The sequence below is a fragment of the Methanocalculus sp. genome (assembly GCF_029762515.1).
Lineage (GTDB): Archaea > Halobacteriota > Methanomicrobia > Methanomicrobiales > Methanocorpusculaceae > Methanocalculus.
The window spans coordinates 1-1,859 of record NZ_JARVGN010000428.1; the positions used below are offsets into that span (position 1 = coordinate 1).

At 52.6% G+C, this 1,859-nt stretch carries 1 protein-coding gene and 1 pseudogene; one reads left to right on the forward strand and one right to left on the reverse strand.

Annotated features, from left to right (window positions below; translation table 11 throughout):
- Window positions 1–49: 49 nt before the first annotated feature.
- Window positions 50–1,273: an adenosylhomocysteinase gene (locus QCH34_RS11800; protein ID WP_300334433.1), complete on the forward strand. Its 1,224-nt coding sequence runs from the start codon at window positions 50–52 to the stop codon at window positions 1,271–1,273.
- Between the two features lie 3 nt (window positions 1,274–1,276).
- On the opposite strand, the pseudogene QCH34_RS11805 reads toward QCH34_RS11800, so the two are convergent.
- Window positions 1,277–1,859, reverse strand: a pseudogene (locus QCH34_RS11805) (8-oxoguanine DNA glycosylase); the annotation flags it as partial.

The following is a 1,859-nucleotide window of genomic DNA, read 5'->3' on the forward strand; positions in this document are numbered from 1 at the left end:
GGGGTTATTAAGAGATCATGCGTCCAACTGATACAGACAGGGTTATACTATGCATACTGGTGAAGCAAAAATCCGCTGGGCGGAACAATATATGCCGGTTCTCGGTGAGATCCGGGAGCGGTTCATCAAAGAACAGCCGCTGAAAGGCATAGTGATTGGGATGGCTCTCCATGTCGAGGCAAAGACCGCTGTTCTCGTGAGAACGCTTGTCGCCGGAGGTGCCGAGGTGCATATAACCGGCTGCAACCCACTCTCAACACAGGACGATGTTGCTGATTTTCTCAGGGAATCCGGGATCCACTGCCATGCAAAGCGTGCCTGTTCCCTTGAGGAATATTATGCCGCAATCGACCAGGTACTTGATGCAAAGCCATCTATTACCATCGACGACGGGATGGACTTAATCCATCGCCTCCATACCGGCAGGCGCGATATCCTGCCACATGTGCTGGGTGGCTGCGAGGAGACGACAACAGGTATCCACCGCTTAAAGGCAATGGCGAAAGAGAAGAAACTCCTCTTCCCGGTGGTTGCTGTCAACGATACCCCGATGAAGCACTTCTTTGACAATGTCCACGGCACCGGAGAGAGTGCGCTGACTGCGATCATGGCAACAACAAACTGCATGATCGCCGGGAAGCATGTGGTTGTTGCCGGATACGGATACTGCGGCCGTGGCCTTGCCACAAAGGCGCGGGCACTGGGTGCACGGGTGATTGTGACCGAGATCGATCCACGCCGTGCTCTCCAGGCGCATTTCGATGGTTTTGATGTCATGACGATGCGCGAGGCTGCATCGATTGGTGAGCTCTTTGTCACAACAACCGGCAATCTTGGTGTTCTTAAGGAATCAGAATTCGCATTAATGAAGAATGGAGCAATACTCTGCAATGCAGGACACTTCAATGTCGAGATCGATATTGGATATCTTGAGACACATGCGGATTCCATTGCACAGCGTGATGGAATCGACTCGTATACATTTGGTGATCGGACCCTCCATGTCCTTGCAGAAGGGCGTCTTGTAAATCTTGCTGTTCCGAAGGGAATGGGCCACCCGATAGAGGTGATGGACCTCTCCTTTGCGGTGCAGGCTTTATCGACTGAGTATATGGTTAAGAAAGGGCGTGATCTGGCACCCGGTGTTCACGAGGTGCCGACTGCAATCGACGAGCAGATTGCCAGGATCAAACTCGCAGCACTTGGATGCACAATCGATACCCTCACCGAAGAGCAGGCGGATTATATGTCCTCCTGGGATGTCGGGACATAATTATCACTCACTTTTTCTCATATCATGAATCATCTCACGTGCAGCAAAGAGGTATTCCTGGGCATAGCCCGCATTTAATCCGAAGATCTGCCGTGCAGTATCTGCAATTCTGTCATATGAATACCGCTCCCCCTCGGGAAGGTAATGCGTACGCATGATCCGGTCTATCCAGACATCGACCGGGACAGCCTCAAACCGGTGGAAGGCAAAGAGGAGGATACAGTCTGCAACCTTCTTCCCGACACCGGGAAATCCGAGAAGTTCTTTTCGCGCTTCCCTGTACGGGAGAGCGGAAATCCGCTCCTCCCACCCCGGATCGGCAGATACCATTGTTGCGGTTTCGCAGATGAATTTGTCCCTGTATCCAACGCGGCAGCTCCGTATATCGCAGAGTGGGGATGCTGCAAGCTTTTCCGGGGAGGGAAAGGCAGCGCGCCCATCCTCGATCCTCTCTCCAAATTTTTCGCAGAGGAGTTTTAAGCGTGTTTGAATCCCCGGAATATTCGCAAATGTTGCCACAATATAGGAAGCGGTACACTCCCATGCGGGCTGCCGCACAATCCGGAGTCCGTATGCGGAATCGATC

What these genes read in the sequence shown, in the direction of transcription:
- QCH34_RS11800 (WP_300334433.1), top strand. Translation starts at nt 50, where the DNA reads ATGCATACTGGTGAAGCAAAAATCCGCTGGGCGGAACAATATATGCCG.